This is a genomic window from Sphingomonas sp., assembly GCF_965248875.1.
Lineage (GTDB): Bacteria > Pseudomonadota > Alphaproteobacteria > Sphingomonadales > Sphingomonadaceae > Sphingomonas.
On sequence record NZ_CBDFKR010000011.1, the window covers coordinates 1,176,322 to 1,190,001 of the forward strand.

Below are 13,680 nucleotides of genomic sequence, written 5' to 3' on the forward strand. Positions count from 1 at the left end.
TCTCCACGAGTCGCACCGCCTGCGGCCCGCCCCCTCCACCAGCTTCGCTGGTCCCGCTCCCCGTTCCGGGGAGGATTGCAGAGCCCCCGCTCACAACACCCGCTCCAGCCACGCATCCGCTTCCGCCTCGAACGCCGCGCGGACCGTTTCATTGCCGATCCGCGCCACCGCGTCCGCGACGAACGCCCGCGTCAGCAACGCCTGCGCGCGCGGCTTTGCGATACCGCGCGTGCCCATGTAGAACAGCGCGCGCGCATCGAGCTCGCCCACCGTCGCGCCGTGCGCGCACTTCACGTCGTCGGCGAAGATCTCCAGCTCTGGCTTCAGGTTCACCGTCGCGGTGCGGTGGAGCAGCAGCCCGCGCAGCGACTGTTCGCCGTCGGTCATCTGCGCGTGACGCGCGACCTCGACCGCCGCCGCCAGGCTCGCCTGCGACCGGTCGGCGGCGACCGCGCGCCACAGCTGATGCGACTGGCCGTTCGGCGCGGCATGGCGGATACGCACCGCGCATTCCTGCCGCTGCTCGCCAGCGGTCAGCAGCGCGCCGCCGACCTCGGCATAGCCGCCCGCGCCCACCGTCACCTGTGCGTCGACGCGACTGCCGCCCGCCCCAGCGCCGAGCGTTACATTGACCAGGCTCGCACCCGCGCCCAGCGCCGCATCGTCGCGCAGCGAGACGAACCCAGCCTCCTGGCCAAGCCGCACCGAGCGTTGCAGCCGCGCCGCGCGGCCGAGCGTGATCCGCGTCGCGCGATTGGCCCAGCCCGCGCCGACGAACGTCTCGACGACCTGCGCTACCGCGTCGTCGGCGAGGACGATCGCGGCGGGCAGGTGGTTCTCCCTCCCGGTCGCGACGTGCACCACCTGCACCGGATCCGCCGCCGCATCCGCGTCGAGGCGGAGGGTCCAGCCGCGCCCCTGCGCATGCTTGCCGAGCGGGTGATCCGCGCCCGGCAGGTCACCGAAGGTCACGCGCGCGACGGTGCTCGCGTCGCGATCCAGCACCCCGTCGATGAACAGCAGCCGGTCGCCCGGCAGATCTAGCCATTCATGCTGATCCCGCGCGACCGGCGCCAGCGCCGCCGCCGCGGACAGCGCGCCCAGGTCCGCCCAGCGCCACGCCTCCGCTCGCGTCGAGGGAAGGTCGAGCAGCGTCACCGGTCGCGGCCGTTGCACTGGGTGATGTAGAGCTGGCGGAAATAGGTCACCGCCTCCTGCCGCATCGTGTCGAGCCGCCGCTGGTCGTCGAGCGCGCGCTGCCGGTCGTCGAGATCGGCGGCGTCCGCGGTCTGCGCCGCCAGCCCGGCGATCCCGCCCGCGGTTCGCGCCAGGCGTCGCCGCTCGGTCAGCGCCGCGCGGTCGGTGACGATGGATGCCTGGTCGTGCAGCGAGGCGATGACGAAGTCGCCGTGCCGCCGCTGTTCGTCGGCCCAGGCGCGGCTGACCGCGGTCCGGTCGCACGCGGTCGCGGCCGCACGCAGCCGGTCGAGATCGCCGTCGTCCGCCGCCAGCGCGGTCGCCGCCACGACCGCGATCACGCCGCCACCTCGGCGTACCCCTCGCGCTCCAGCTGATGCGCGAGCTCCGGGCCGCCGGTGCGGGTGATGACCCCGCCGTCAAGGACATGGACGAAGTCGGGTTTCACATAGTCGAGCAGCCGCTGGTAATGGGTGATGAGGATGACCGCCTTGTGCGGTGCGCGCATGATGCGGTTGATGCCGTCGCCGACGACGCGCAGCGCGTCGATGTCGAGGCCGCTGTCGGTCTCGTCCAGGATCGCGAGACGCGGGTCGATCACCCCCATCTGCACCATCTCGTTGCGCTTCTTCTCGCCGCCCGAAAAGCCGACATTGACGGGGCGCTTGAGCATGTCCTGCGGCAGCGCCAGCGCGTCGGCCTGCGCGCGGGCGAGCTTGAGGAACTCGGCGCCGGACAGCGGCTTCTCGTCACGGGACGCACGCTGCGCGTTGAGCGCCTCGCGCAGGAACTGGACGTTGGAGACGCCAGGAATTTCGACCGGGTACTGGAAGCCGAGGAACAGCCCCGCCGCGGCGCGCTCGTGGGGAGCGAGGGCGAGGAGGTCGAGCCATTCTTCCTGCCCCTCCCCTTCAGGATCATCAGGTAAACCGTCGCCCGGACGGTTTAGGTCAGCGCGGGGCGCTGACCGACCTGATGATGGGTTGGGGTGGGGCCTCTCCTCCGGGCCGATCGCTTGCGGCAACGCCCCACCCCCAGCCCCTCCCCTGAAGGGGAGGGGTGAAAGCAGGCGCACGCTCCCCCCCGTCACCTCATACCCCGGCCGCCCCCCGAGCACATAGCCGAACGTCGACTTCCCCGCCCCGTTCGGCCCCATGATCGCATGGATTTCGCCCGCGTTGACGCTGAGCGAGAGACCCTTGAGGATCGGCTTGCCGTCGATCTCGGCGTGGAGGTTTTCAATCTTGAGCATCTTCGTCTCTTTTGAGCGCCGCGATGATCCGAGTGGCGCGATCGTTCGCGATAGCTTCATCTTCCGACGAGATCATCGGAGCAACGTGCGGACCAATCTCCCGGAGAATTCGCTGCCGCCACTTCTCCAAACGCGCATCGGCGAAGTTGCGGCTTTCGAAATCATCCCATTCGTGAGGTGCCAGGCCGGGCGTGCGCTCAAAAAAGCGCTCGAGCATCGCGGCGAAATCGGCCGTGGTTGAAAGGCGAGGGCTGACGCTCACCCCACGCTCCCCTCAAGGCTGATCCCCAGCAGCTTCTGCGCCTCAACCGCGAACTCCATCGGCAGCTGCTGGAGCACCTCGCGCGCGAAGCCGTTGACGATCAGCGCCACCGCCGCCTCCTGGTCGAGGCCGCGCGACATCGCGTAGAACAACTGGTCCTCGCTGATCTTCGACGTCGTCGCCTCGTGCTCGATCTGCGCCGAGGGGTTGCGCACCTCGATGTACGGCACGGTATGCGCGCCGCATTGGTCGCCGAGCAGCAGGCTGTCGCACTGGGTGAAGTTGCGGACGCCCTCCGCGGTCGGCGCGACCCGCACCAGCCCGCGATAGGTGTTGTCGCTCCGTCCCGCGCTGATCCCCTTCGACACGATCGTCGAGCGCGAGCCCTTGCCCAAATGGATCATCTTGGTGCCGGTATCGGCCTGCTGGCGGTTGTTGGTGACCGCGACCGAATAGAACTCGCCGACGCTGTTCTCGCCCGCCAAGACGCAGCTCGGGTATTTCCAGGTGATCGCGCTGCCGGTCTCGACCTGGGTCCAGCTGACCTTGCTGTTCTTGCCCTGGCACAAGGCACGCTTGGTGACGAAGTTGTAGATGCCGCCGACGCCGTTCTCGTCGCCGGGATACCAGTTCTGCACCGTCGAATATTTAATCTCGGCATCGTCGAGCGCGACCAGCTCGACGACAGCGGCGTGGAGCTGGTTCTCGTCGCGCATCGGCGCGGTGCAGCCTTCGAGGTACGACACATACGCGCCCTTGTCGGCTACGATCAGCGTCCGCTCGAACTGCCCCGTGTTCTCGGCGTTGATGCGGAAATAGGTCGACAGCTCCATCGGGCAGCGGACGCCCTCGGGAATGTAGACGAAGGTGCCGTCGCTAAAGACCGCGCTGTTGAGCGTCGCGAAGTAATTGTCGCGCTGCGGCACCACCTTGCCCAGCCACTGGCGGACGAGGTCGGGATACTCACGGATCGCCTCGCTGATCGAACGGAAGATCACCCCCGCAGCCTCCAGCTCGGCGCGGAAGGTCGTCGCGACCGAGACGCTGTCGAACACCGCGTCCACCGCGACCTTGCGCGCGCCCTCGACGCCGGCGAGTACCTTCTGCTCCTCGATCGGGATGCCGAGCTTCTGGTAGGTCCGCAGGATCTCCGGATCGAGCTCGTCCAGCGACGCGATCGTCGCCTTGGTTTTGGGCTCGGCGTAATAATAGGCGTCCTGATAGTCGATCGGCGGGATGTTGAGCTTCGCCCAGTCGGGCGCCGCCATCGTCAGCCACAGCCGGAACGCCTTGAGCCGCCAGTCGAGCATCCACTGCGGCTCATTCTTCTTGGCGGAAATGTAGCGGACGGTGTCCTCGCTCAGGCCCTTGGGCGCGAAGTCCTGCTCGATGTCGGTGGCGAAGCCCCACTCATACTTCTTGGCGACGGCGGCATAGGCCTCGGCGTTCTTCATGCGAGCACCTTTTCGCGCATCGCCGCGGTCGCGGGCACGCCGGCGAGCTGCTGCAGCGACACGCCCGCCAGCGCGCCGCGGATCGCCTCGTTGACCACGCCCCAATGCGGCTTGACCGCGCAATGGCCGTCGAGCGCGCAGTCGTGGCGCTCCTCGTCGAGGCACACCGTCATCGCGATCGGCCCCTCCACCGCCTCGACGATGTCGGCAAGGCTGATCGCGCCGGACGTCCGCGCCAGGCGAAAGCCGCCGCCCGTCCCACGCGCACTCTCGACCAGCCCCGCCGCGGCGAGGCGCCCGACCAGCTTCTGCGCGGTCGGCAGCGGCACGCCCGTCTCGGCCGCCAGCATCGTCGCCGTCAGCCGTGCGCCGAGGCACTCGGGCGCGCAGCTGCGCCGGGCAGCGGCGGCCATCATCACAACGGCATAGTCGGCAAGGCTCGAAAGGCGCATCTACTCGCAATCGGACTGAAATGGTCTGATTGGCAGATGGTGCGACAGGGCGGCTGCGTCAACCGCTTTCCCCTCCCGAGAAGAGGTTTAAGTGCCGCTCACCAGGCTGCCGACGCTCTCCCCCAGCGCCTGGCGGTGGTCGATCGTAATCCGCGCCAGCTCGCCCGGTTCGCGCATCCGGCGCGGGGTGAGGCCGGTGAACGCCTTCACCTCGCGGATCATGTGGCTCTGGTCATAGAAGCCCTCGATCGGACCGCCGCCCGATGCCAGCGCCACCGCCGCGCGCAACGCCCGGTATTTGCGTGCGAGCAGCTTGGGCGGACAGCCGTACAGCGCGTTGCAGCGCCGCTCGATCTGCCGGCGCGACAGGCCGGTCGCCGCGATCAACATCTCCAGCTCGGGCGACGCTGCATCCTCCAGCCAGCGGTCGACCGCCCGCACGAAACGCACCGCGCCCTCATCGCCGTCGCCGAGCAACCGGCGCAGGAACGGCTCGGCCGCAAGCGCCATCGCCGCCGCGCCGCCGTCAGCGCGCAACGCCGCCGCCGCCTGCGTCACAGCGTCGCCAAACAGCGGCACCGCATCAGCGACATGGTCCGCCATCGCCGACGCGTCGCTCCGGCACAGTGCCGCCCAGCCCGCCGGCGTCACCCCGACCCCGAACACCAGCAGCGGTCCCGCGACGCAGACCCGGGTCGGGCCGCAGGTCGGCCCCAGCAGATGAAAGGGCGCGGCATCCTCGCGCCGTCCGTCCGCGAACTCGTAGAAGCACCTGCCCGGCGACAGGCGGAAGCGCAGCTGCGCGATCTGCGCGCGCTCGACGTCGTCGAGCGCCGGCACGGCGGCGTGGAAGCGGTAGAAGGTGCTGATATAAGGCTGCAGGTCGGCCGACGGCAGTACATAGTCCAGCTCGACGACCCCCATCGCGACTCACCCCCTTTTGATCATTGTTTAGGCGAAGGCGGGGCTGACGAAAAGCGGCCCGGCCGATCGCTCGGCCGGGCCGTGAAGGGAGGACGGCGTGAGCCGCCCTTGGGTCGCACCTTCCGTGTCGCAGATCGTTGCGGAACCGTATTGGACAGAAGCGACCGGGCCGGACTCTTTTTGACGTGCGGACGGCGCGGTGCGACAGGCCCGGGCATGACCTTTCCCCTTCGCCGCGCGCTGTGGCTGCTCGACGCCGAGCGCGCGCACCGGCTGACGGTCGCGGCGCTGCGCCTGATGCCGCTCCGCGCGCCGCCCGCCGCCGACCCGATCCTGAGCACCGAGATCGCGGGGTTGCGCTTTCCGACGCCGGTCGGGCTCGCGGCCGGATTCGACAAGGATGCGCAGGTGTGGCGCGAGCTGCTGAGCCTCGGCTTCGGTTTCGTCGAGGTCGGCACGCTGACGCCGCTGCCCCAGCCCGGCAACCCGCGACCGCGGCTGTTCCGCCTGCCTGCAGACGAAGCGGTCATCAACCGCATGGGATTCAACAATGGCGGTCTTGCCGCCGCGCTGCCGCGCCTCCGCCGCGACGGCCGGGGACTGGTCGGCGCCAATGTCGGCGCGAACAAGGAGTCGGCAGACCGGATCGCCGACTATGCCGCCGGCGTGCGGGCCGCGGCGGCGGTGGCGGATTACGTTACGGTCAACATCAGCTCGCCCAACACGCCGGGACTGCGCGACCTGCAGTACGGTGCGGCGCTGCGCGACCTGCTCGCCGCCGCGGTCGCCGAACGCGGCGCGACGCCGCTGTTCCTGAAGGTCGCGCCCGATCTCGATCCGGCGCAGGTCGACGACATCGCCCGCGCCGCCGTCGATGCGCGGGTCGATGCGCTGATCGTCGCCAACACCACCGTCGCGCGTCCGGCGCTGCGCTCGCCGCATGCGGATGAGGCGGGCGGGCTGTCGGGCAAGCCGCTCGCGCCGCTTGCGCTCGTCCGCCTGCAGGACTTTCGCCGCGCAACCGGCGGCGCGTTGCCGCTGATCGCTGTGGGCGGGCTCGACAGCGGCGCGGCGGCCTATGCCCGCATCCGCGCCGGCGCGAGCCTGGTCCAGCTCTATACCGCGCTGGTCTTCCACGGCCCCGGCCTTGCCCTCCGCATCGCCCGCGACCTCGCCGTGCTGCTCCGCCGCGACGGCTTCACGAGCGTCGGCGAGGCGGTCGGGGCCGGTTGACGTTACGTTGCACGCGCCTAGGGTCGCAGCCCAGATGAAGAAGCTGCTCCTCCTCGCGCTCGCCCTTCCCCTCTCACTTGCGCCGGTCCAAGCCCGCCGCGTTGCGCGAGCGTCCGCCGCCCCGGCCGGCACCGTCAGCGCCGCCGACCCGCGCGCCGCCGCCGCCGGCGTCGAGATTCTGCGCGCGGGCGGCAGCGCCACCGATGCCGCGATCGCGACCATGCTCGCGCTCAATGTCGTCGAGCCACAGAGTTCCGGGATCGGCGGCGGCAGCTTCTGGGTGACGCACGCCGCGAACGGCCGGCTGGCGACGATCGACGCGCGCGAGGCCGCGCCCGCGGCGGCGACCGGCCGCTGGTTCTACGGCCCCGACGGCCGTCCCCTGTCGCACGGCGACGCGGTCCCCGGCGGCCGTAGCGTCGGGGTGCCCGGCGCGCTGCGCGGCATGGCGCTGGCCCATCGCAGCGGCGGGCGGCTGCCCTGGGCGCGGCTGTTCCAGCCCGCGATCCGGCTGGCGCGCGAAGGCTGGATCGTCAGCCCGCGGTTCGCCGGCACCATCCCGGCGAACGGCGGCCATATCACCGCCGGGACACGCGCGCTCTACACCGTCGGCGGCCGCGCGGTGCGGACCGGCGATCGCCTCACCAACCCAGCCCAGGCGGCGCTGCTGGCGCGGATCGCACGCCTCGGTCCGGACAGCTTCTATGTCGGACCGCAGGCGGTACGGCTGGTCCAGACCGTCAACAACGCCGCACGCAACCCGTCGCGGATGACCACCGGCGATCTCGCCAGCTATCAGGCCAAGGCGCGGCCGCCGGTGTGCGTGCCGTATCGCAGCTACCGCATCTGCGGCATGGGCCCCCCGTCGTCGGGCGGGATCACCGTGATGATGATCCTGAAGCAGCTGGAGCGGTTCGACCTCCACGCGCTGGGCCGCAACAGTCCGGTCGCGTGGCACCTGTTCGCGGAGTCGTCGCGCCTCGCCTATGCGGATCGCGACCTCTATGTCGGCGACCCGGATTACGTCCGCGTGCCGGTCGCGGGGCTGCTCGATCCCGCCTATCTGCGTGAGCGTTCGGCGCTGCTCTCGCCCGATCACGCGCTCGGCAGCTATCAGCCCGGGACGCCGCCGGGCGCACCGCCGCGCTCCCGCGCCCCGGCGCAGGAAGTCCCCGGTACCACGGACCTCGCCGTCGCCGACGGCCGCGGCAACGTCGTCGAGGTGACGACCACCGTCGAGGGCGTATTCGGCTCGGGCCTGTCGATCGACGGCACCATCCTCAACAACGAGCTGACCGACTTCGATATCGTCCCCGTCCACGGCGACTTCCTCGTCGCCAACCGGGTCGAGGGCGGCAAGCGCCCGCGCTCGTCGATGGCCCCGACCATCGTCTACAACGCCGACGGCAGCGTCCGGCTGGCGATCGGCGCGGCCGGCGGTCCGACCATCATCGCACAGATCGCCAAGGCGCTGGTCGGCGTGCTCGACTGGAACCTTAGCGCGCAGGACGCGATCGGCATGGGGCTGATCTTCGCGCCGGGCGACACCGCGGTGGTCGAGCAGGGTACCGAGGTTGATGCGATGCTGCCGGCGCTCCGCGCGCTCGGCGGGCGCTATGTCAGCGCGCCGCTCGGCCTCAAGGCGAATGCCGTCGAGCGCGTGGGCGGGCGCTGGATCGGCGCGGCTGACCCGCGCAGCGAGGGCGTGTCGATGGACACGCTCGGCCATGTCGTCACGCCGCCGCATTTCGGGGGCTCGGCCGTTCGCCCGCCCGAATGATGCAAGCCGATAACGGCCGGCGCTCGACCGGCCGGCCGGGAGAGAGAATGTACCAGCTGGAACCCTTCCCCAACCTCGTCGCGATGTTCGCGACCCGAGCGCGCGAACGCGGCGACACGCCCTTCCTCTGGCGCAAGCGGGACGGCGGCTGGCATCCGACCAGCTGGGCCGAAGCCGCGCGCCAGGTCGCGAGCCTCGCCGCCGCGTTCAAGGCACTCGGCATGAAGCCCGGCGACCGCATCATGCTGGTCAGCGAGAACCGCCCCGAATGGTGCATCTCCGACCTCGCGATCATGGCCGCGGGCTGCGTTACAGTGCCGACCTACACCACCAACACCGAGCGCGATCACCAGCACATCCTGGAGAATAGCGGCGCCTGTGCGGTGATCGTCTCCACCGCCAAGCTCGCCAGGACGCTGCTCCCCGCGGTGCTCAAGTCCAACCAGGGCCAGCTCGTCATCGGCATGGAGGAGATGCGCTTCCCGGCCACCGTCGAGCATCACGACTGGGAACGGCTGATCGCCGGCCACCCCGCCGGGCCGGAGACGCTGAACCTCGCCGCCGGCCGCGACGACCTCGCCTGCATCATCTACACCAGCGGCACCGGCGGCGCGCCGCGCGGGGTCATGCAGCATCACGGCGCCATCCTGCATAATGTGGCGGGCTGCGCGGCGGTGATCGCCGAGGATTTCGGCATCGCCGACCCGGAGACCTTCCTGTCGTTCCTGCCGCTCAGCCATGCCTATGAGCACACCGGCGGCCAATTCTTCCCGATCGGTGTCGGCGGCCAGATCTATTACGCCGAGGGAATGGAAAAGCTGGCGAGCAACATGGAGGAGGTCCGTCCTACCCTCATGTTCGTCGTGCCGCGGCTGTTCGAGGTGCTCCACCAGCGCATCGGCAAGGCGATCGAAAAGCAGGGCGGGCTACCGGCAAAGTTGCTCAAACAGGCGCTGCTGATCGGCGAGCGCGACTATAACGGCACGCTCAGATGGACCGACCGGCCGATGAAGCTGGTCGTCGACACGCTGTTCAAGCCGAAGATCGGCAAGCGTTTCGGCGGACGGATCAAGGCGCTGGTGTCTGGCGGCGCGCCCTTGACGCCGGAGATCGGCATCTTCTTCCACTCGGTCGGCATCATGCTGCTGCAGGGCTATGGCCAGACCGAGGCGGCGCCGGTCATCTCGTGCAACCGTCCGCGTGAGGGCATTCGCATGGACACGGTCGGCCCGCCGCTCGCCGACACGGAGGTGGTGATCGCCGACGACGGCGAGATCCTGGTCCGCGGCGAGCTGGTGATGCACGGCTATTGGCGCAACGACGCGGAGACCGCGCGCGTGCTGCGAGACGGTTGGCTGCACACGGGCGATATCGGGCTGATCGACGCAGCGGGGCGGATCAAGATCACCGACCGCAAGAAGGACCTCATCATCAACGACAAGGGCGACAATGTCGCGCCGCAGAAGGTCGAGGGAATGCTGACGCTCCAGCCGGAGATCGTCCAGGCGATGATCTCCGGCGATCGCAAGCCCTACATGGTCGCGCTGCTCGTCCCCGACCCCGACTGGGTCCAGCAATGGTGCGCGGGCAGCGGTGCGGCGTGCGACTTCGCGAAGCTGGGCGACCATCCCGCCTTCCGTCAGGCGCTGGGACAGGCGGTGGAGCGGGTCAACAAGGACCTGTCGGTGATCGAGCGCGTCCGCCGCTTCATCGTCGCCGACATGCCCTTCACGATCGAGAACGAACAGCTGACGCCGAGCCTGAAGATCAGAAGGCACATGATCCGCGACGCCTATGGCGACCGCCTGGAGGCACTGTACCGGCACTAGTCACCTCCCCCGCGCTGCGGGCCCCGCGCTGCGGGCCCCGCGCTGCGGGGGGGGGGGGAGGTGACGGGCAGCACGCGATTGGGCCCTGCAGACCCACCACCGGCCCGCACTTGATCCTTACGCTGCCGCCTTCAGCGGCTGCCCCTCTGCCGCACGCGGGAGAGGGTGGATCTAGTGCGCAGCCGCTACCGGCGCTGCAGGTGCGGACGCACTCCCCGCCCCCGCCCGGGGCACCACCGCCAGCGTCCAGTCGCGCTCCGGCCGCAGGTACTTCGCCGCCACCGTCTGCAGCTGCCCGGGCGTGATCGAGACGAAGTCCGGCGCCAGGTTCTTCGTCGCCTCCACCCGCCGCGGATCATACGCCGCGCCGCCAAGCTGGAGCATCCAGAACTGGTTCCCCGAAGAGGCGCGGACGATATACTGCGCCATCGGCCGCATGATCCGCGCCAGCTCGTCGGCAGGGATCGGGTGCGCGACCAGGTCGGCGGCGATCTCTCGCGACAGCTGGAAGAAATAGGCGACCTTGTCCGGGGTCACCTGCCCCACCGCCATCATCCGCCCGCCGCTCGCCGCACCGACCGGCCACTGGCTGCCGACCGAAGGCGAATAGCTGGCGCCCGCATTCTGGCGCAGCCGCTCGAACAGCCGGTCGCTGAACACCTGCGCCAGCACGTCGAGGCGGCGGCTGTCGCCGATCTGGTCGATCCCGCCGCCGGTCGGCCAGGCGATCACCGCCACCGCCTGGTTCGCCGGGCCGCTATGCGTCAGGGTCACCGGTACGGCATTGTGCGCCGGAAAGCGGATCGCGGGCGCGGCTGCGGCGGGCGCGCGGCGCGGCGGCAGACTGCCGAAGGTCGCCGCCACCGAGCGGATCACATCGTCAGCCTTGACGTCGCCGAATACCGATATCTCGATCGGTCCGCTCGCCAGCGCCGGCGCCCACAGCGCGCGCACCGCGGCGGGTGTCGCTGCCGCGATCTGCGCCCGCGTCGGCGTCACCCAGCGTGGATCGCCGTCGTGGAGCAGCCCTTCCAGATCGCGGTTCAGCACGCCCGTGGGCGACGCATCGAGCCCCGAATACCCCGCCAGCTTCACCGCCTTGCCGCGCGCTACCGGCGCCGCATCCCAGGCGGGATGCGCCAGCTTCGCCGCCATCAGCCGCAGCTGATCGGTCATGTCGGCGGGCGTGGTCAGCGCGTTGAACGAAAAGGCGTCGTCATCGATATCGAAGTCGAGCCCGACCACGCGCCCGGTCGTCATCTGGTCGAGATCGCCCTGATCGAGCACCCGCGTGCGCCCCTGGATACCCGACTGGACCAGCGCCAGCTCGCCCGTCCACACCGGCGGCGTCCCGCGCGCCGGCAGCGCATTGTAGCCGCCGCCAAAGCGCACCCGCACGTAAACCCGCCCCGTCTCCGAATTGTTGGCGAACATCAGCAGCCGGACGCCGTTGGAAAAGACGACTTTCTCCATGTCGAGCCCGGTCAGCTGTTCGCGGCTGGCCACTGTCGCGGGCGCGCCGAAGCCGGGTAGATCGGCGAAGGTCACCGCCGCCTGCGCGCGGCGCGTATAGCCGCCCGCGGGCGCGGCCAGCACCGTCGCCAGCTGCGCCGGCGCGTCGGGCTGCGGCGTCGCGGTCACCACGATCGCGCGCGTCGCGGTTCCCTGGAACAGCCGCCGTGTCGAGTCGAGCAGGGCGGCGGGGGTGAACATGTTGTGCGCATGCGCGTCGGTGAGCACCTGATATGAAACGCCGGGGGTCGTCGTCGTCTCACGGATGTCGAGCGCCTCGACCATGTCGTCCGCCAGTTTCGCCCCCGCCTCCACCCGCGCCGTCTCCGCCGCCTGGCGCATGACCGCGTCGAACTCGGCATATTCGCGGTCGACCTCCGCCTGGCTCGGCGGCGCCGTCTGTGCGTCCGCGATCACCGCCCGCACGTCGCGCAGCGCCGCCGCCCAGTCGGCGCCGACCGGCACCACCGTCACCTGCGTGATGTTGGCCGACCGTTCGACGTCATCTAGGCCGACGCTGGCCTGCAGGAAGCTGCCGCCGCCCCGCGCGCGCTGCTCCAGCCGCCGGCTGATCAGCCGCGTCGCCAGCACGTCGACCAGCCGGCGCTGGTTGAAGATCACGGTGTCGGCGTTGAAGGTCCATGGCCGCACCACGCCCAGCATCACGACCGGCGGGAGCCCCGGCTCGACCAGCGTGGCGGTGGTCGGCTGGCTCGCGTCCGGACGGCCGAAATCGGGATCGGCTGGCGCCGCGCCGATCCCGTGCCAGTCGGCGAAGTTCTTGGCAACAAGGTCGCCAAACACCGCCGGGTCCATGTCGCCCGAGATCACCACCACCGTTCGTTCCGGCCGATACCAGCGGTCGTGGAACGCGCGCACCGTCGCGGCGGTCGCCGCCTCCAGCGTGCGGATGCTGCCGATCGGGGATCGGTTCGCCATCGGCTGACCGGCGAAGAACAGCGCGTTGCGCGCGTCGGAGAAGCGCACCTGCGGGCCCGGCTGCTCACGCTGCTCGGCCAGCACCACCGGCCGCTCGGCGGTGATCGTATGATCGTCGATCACCGGCGCGGCCATCATCCCCGACAGGATGTGCAGGCTCTGGTCGAGCCGCTCGGTGGTCGCCGACGGCAGGTCGAGCTTGTAGGTGGTCGATACCGGCCCGGTCGCGGCGTTGGTGTCCGAGCCAAAGGTCGCGCCGAAATTCTGCCAGATCCGCTTCGCCTCTCCGTCGGGCACGTAGCGCGAGCCGCGGAACGAGAGATGCTCGATGAAGTGCGCGAAGCCGCGCTCGCCGTCGGTCTCTTCCAACGACCCGGCATCGATCCGGACGCGGATCGACACCTGCCCCGGCGGCACGCCGTTTCGGCGCACGGCATAGCGCAGGCCGTTGGGCAGCGTGCCGAACTGCCACGCCGGATCGGGGGTGATGTCGCTGCCCGCGTACAGCCAGGCGCGGTGATCGACGACGACGGCGGGCGCCGCGGTGGCCGGCTGCCCCTTCGCCGCGGTGCTTTGCGGGGTTGCGGCAGCGGCAGGGCGCCACGCCGCGGCATGCCGCCCCGCCGCGGGGACGCTGAGGCCGATCAGGAGGGTGACAAGCGAAGCGGCGGCGGTACGCGCGGACAGGTTCATGCCCTGCACTTAGCGGGCGGGCGCACGCGCCGCCAGCGGCGTATCGGCCGCAAACCGCGCCGGAGTCGCCATCTTTTCGTCCTACATCGCATCTTATTGCAGTTTTGCGGCGTTAGCGCAGGGCCGTTACGCTTCCGTTTCGTTATTGATGAA

The 13,680-nt window shown here is 70.3% G+C and carries 11 protein-coding genes; 3 read left to right on the plus strand and 8 right to left on the minus strand.

All coding sequences use genetic code 11. The features are described 5' to 3' along the window. Positions 1–90: 90 nt before the first annotated feature. The 7 genes from ACP2AD_RS12930 to ACP2AD_RS12960 all read right to left on the minus strand — a co-directional run bounded on the left by ACP2AD_RS12930 (position 91) and on the right by ACP2AD_RS12960 (position 5,541). Positions 91–1,158, minus strand: a complete 1,068-nt coding sequence (locus ACP2AD_RS12930; protein ID WP_425230453.1) for a SufD family Fe-S cluster assembly protein — start codon at positions 1,156–1,158, stop codon at positions 91–93. After that, entirely contained in the window at positions 1,155–1,538 is a 384-nt protein-coding gene (locus tag ACP2AD_RS12935; RefSeq protein ID WP_425230454.1) for a hypothetical protein, read from the minus strand. Before ACP2AD_RS12935 ends, ACP2AD_RS12930 begins: the two co-directional genes overlap by 4 nt. After that, positions 1,535–2,449 carry a Fe-S cluster assembly ATPase SufC gene (gene sufC / locus ACP2AD_RS12940; RefSeq protein ID WP_425230455.1) on the minus strand — a complete coding sequence of 305 codons (915 nt, stop codon included), beginning with the start codon at positions 2,447–2,449 and terminating at the stop codon, positions 1,535–1,537. The genes ACP2AD_RS12935 and sufC overlap by 4 nt, the downstream gene beginning before the upstream one ends. Further along, a complete protein-coding gene (locus ACP2AD_RS12945; RefSeq protein ID WP_425230456.1) occupies positions 2,436–2,711 on the minus strand; it encodes a hypothetical protein in 276 nt (91 codons plus the stop codon). Before ACP2AD_RS12945 ends, sufC begins: the two co-directional genes overlap by 14 nt. Further along, positions 2,708–4,165, minus strand: coding sequence for a Fe-S cluster assembly protein SufB (gene sufB / locus ACP2AD_RS12950; protein WP_425230457.1), 1,458 nt, complete (start codon positions 4,163–4,165; stop codon positions 2,708–2,710). The genes ACP2AD_RS12945 and sufB overlap by 4 nt, the downstream gene beginning before the upstream one ends. Continuing rightward, positions 4,162–4,617, minus strand: coding sequence for an SUF system Fe-S cluster assembly regulator (locus ACP2AD_RS12955; RefSeq protein WP_425230458.1), 456 nt, complete (start codon positions 4,615–4,617; stop codon positions 4,162–4,164). The genes sufB and ACP2AD_RS12955 overlap by 4 nt, the downstream gene beginning before the upstream one ends. An 87-nt stretch (positions 4,618–4,704) precedes the next feature. Continuing rightward, entirely contained in the window at positions 4,705–5,541 is an 837-nt protein-coding gene (locus ACP2AD_RS12960; protein ID WP_425230459.1) for a helix-turn-helix domain-containing protein, read from the minus strand. A gap of 216 nt (positions 5,542–5,757) precedes the next feature. On the opposite strand from ACP2AD_RS12960, the gene ACP2AD_RS12965 reads away from it, so the two are divergent. The 3 genes from ACP2AD_RS12965 to ACP2AD_RS12975 are packed head-to-tail and all read left to right on the plus strand — an operon-like array spanning position 5,758 to position 10,383. Then, complete coding sequence (locus ACP2AD_RS12965; protein WP_425230460.1) at positions 5,758–6,774, plus strand: quinone-dependent dihydroorotate dehydrogenase; 1,017 nt, start codon at positions 5,758–5,760, stop codon at positions 6,772–6,774. Between the two features lie 34 nt (positions 6,775–6,808). Further along, positions 6,809–8,554: a gamma-glutamyltransferase gene (ggt, locus tag ACP2AD_RS12970; protein WP_425230461.1), complete on the plus strand. Its 1,746-nt coding sequence runs from the start codon at positions 6,809–6,811 to the stop codon at positions 8,552–8,554. A gap of 47 nt (positions 8,555–8,601) precedes the next feature. Further along, positions 8,602–10,383, plus strand: a complete 1,782-nt coding sequence (locus ACP2AD_RS12975; protein WP_425230462.1) for an AMP-dependent synthetase/ligase — start codon at positions 8,602–8,604, stop codon at positions 10,381–10,383. 171 nt (positions 10,384–10,554) lie between these two features. Here the strand turns inward: ACP2AD_RS12975 and ACP2AD_RS12980 are convergent, their stop codons facing one another. Beyond that, positions 10,555–13,527 (minus strand): M16 family metallopeptidase, encoded by a 2,973-nt coding sequence (locus tag ACP2AD_RS12980; protein ID WP_425230463.1) that lies wholly within the window; start codon positions 13,525–13,527, stop codon positions 10,555–10,557. Positions 13,528–13,680: the final 153 nt, after the last annotated feature.